3 protein-coding genes are annotated in these 1,452 nt (G+C 72.9%); 1 reads left to right on the top strand and 2 read right to left on the bottom strand.

From position 1 onward, the window contains the following. A partial coding sequence (locus H5J30_RS33055; protein ID WP_181791392.1) for a molybdopterin dinucleotide binding domain-containing protein occupies window positions 1-174 on the top strand: 174 nt, incomplete at its 5' end. 70 nt (window positions 175-244) lie between these two features. Here the strand turns inward: H5J30_RS33055 and cutA are convergent. Beyond that, window positions 245-565 carry a divalent-cation tolerance protein CutA gene (cutA, locus tag H5J30_RS33050; RefSeq protein ID WP_181791391.1) on the bottom strand — a complete coding sequence of 107 codons (321 nt, stop codon included), beginning with the start codon at window positions 563-565 and terminating at the stop codon, window positions 245-247. Continuing rightward, window positions 562-1,341, bottom strand: coding sequence for a sulfite exporter TauE/SafE family protein (locus H5J30_RS33045; RefSeq protein ID WP_181791389.1), 780 nt, complete (start codon window positions 1,339-1,341; stop codon window positions 562-564). Before H5J30_RS33045 ends, cutA begins: the two co-directional genes overlap by 4 nt. Between the last annotated feature and the right edge of the window lie 111 nt (window positions 1,342-1,452).

The following is a 1,452-nucleotide window of genomic DNA, read 5'->3' as shown; positions in this document are numbered from 1 at the left end:
GCCGTGGCACCGGCGATGATCAGCACGGCGATCAGGGCGGACACGGTGTTCATGCCGTTCCACTGGCCGGGCGCCGGCCGGGTGAACACGGTGACGAACCCGGCGCTGGATCCGGTGTCGCGGATGCCGGAGTTCAAGGTGTGCGCGGTGCGGGTGGAGCCTGCGGGGGAGTAGCGGGCAGGCGGCCGCGGCGGAGGCGCGGACGTCCTGAGTACGCAGCCGCGCCCGCGCCCGGGTCCCGGGCTCAGGTGGCCGTCTCCCGCTCCACCCACGTCAGATACCCCGCGCTGCCGTGGGTGACCGGGGTGGCGATGATCTCCGGCTCGTCGTAGTCGTGTGCCGTACGCAGGTGGGTCTCCAGCTCCGCGTACCGGGCGGTCGTCGTCTTGAGCAGCACCTGCCACTCCGTGGACTCCTCGACCGCGCCCTCCCACCGGTACACGGACGTGACCGGCGCGCTCACCTGTGCGCACGCCGCCAGATGCGCCTCCACCGCCCCGCGGGCCAGCGCCTCGGCCTTCTCCCGGGCGTCCGTCGTCGTCAGTACCGTCAGGAAGTCCGTCATGCCCACTGATCGTAGGCGAGCTTGGCGACCAGCCCCACGACCGTGACCACCAGGACGCCGCGGACGAAGCCGCTGCCCTTCTTCAGCGCCATGTGCGCGCCGAACCAGCCGCCGCCCAGGTTGAACACCGCCAGCAGCGCGGCCAGCGACCACAGCACCGTGCCCTGGACCGAGAACATCACGAGCGCGCCGAAGTTGGTGCAGACGTTGACGATCTTGGCGGTGGCGGACGCCTGCACGAGGTTCAGCCGCAGCACGGCCGTCAGCGCGAGCACCAGGAACGTGCCCGTACCCGGGCCTATCAGCCCGTCGTAGAAGCCGATGCCCAGCCCCGCCAGCGCCACCGCGGCGGCCACCCGCCGCGGGGTGACCGGGCCGGTCGCGGGGGCGTCCGTGCCGAACGACGGGCGCAGCGCGACGAACGCCAGGACGGCGAGCAGCACCCCCATGATCACCGGCCGCAGGACGTCGCTGCTCACCCCCGCGGCGAAGAACGCCCCCAGCGCGGAGCCGGCGAGCGCCGCCGCCCCGATGCGCACGGCCAGCCGCACGTCGACGGGCGACCTGCGGGCGTACGTCACCGCCGCCGCGGAGGTGCCGACGATGGCCACGGCCTTGTTCGTCCCGAGCAGGTACGCGGGCTGCAGATGCGGATGGCCCAGCAGCAGCGCGGGCAGCAACAGCAGCCCGCCACCGCCCACCACGGCGTCGATCCAGCCTGCCGCGGCGGCGACGACACACAGCATGACCAGGGTCGACAGGGGTATGTCGGGCATCGTCGGGCGAGCGTAACCCGGAGGTGGAACCGGGGATCGCACCGGGTTCGTTCGGGGGGTGGGAGGGAGTGCGGCGTGGGGATTCTGTGGGGGGACCGGGTGGTACGGCTG

This window comes from Streptomyces phytophilus (genome assembly GCF_013870535.1).
GTDB classification, from domain to species: Bacteria; Actinomycetota; Actinomycetes; order Streptomycetales; family Streptomycetaceae; genus Streptomyces; species Streptomyces phytophilus.
The sequence above is the reverse complement of the archived record's forward strand: the minus strand, read 5'-3'. Positions and strand labels throughout refer to the sequence as shown.

Coding starts and splice junctions, on each gene's coding strand:
- H5J30_RS33045 (WP_181791389.1), bottom strand. CDS start 1,341: ATGCCCGACATACCCCTGTCGACCCTGGTCATGCTGTGTGTCGTCGCC.
- cutA (WP_181791391.1), bottom strand. CDS start 565: ATGACGGACTTCCTGACGGTACTGACGACGACGGACGCCCGGGAGAAG.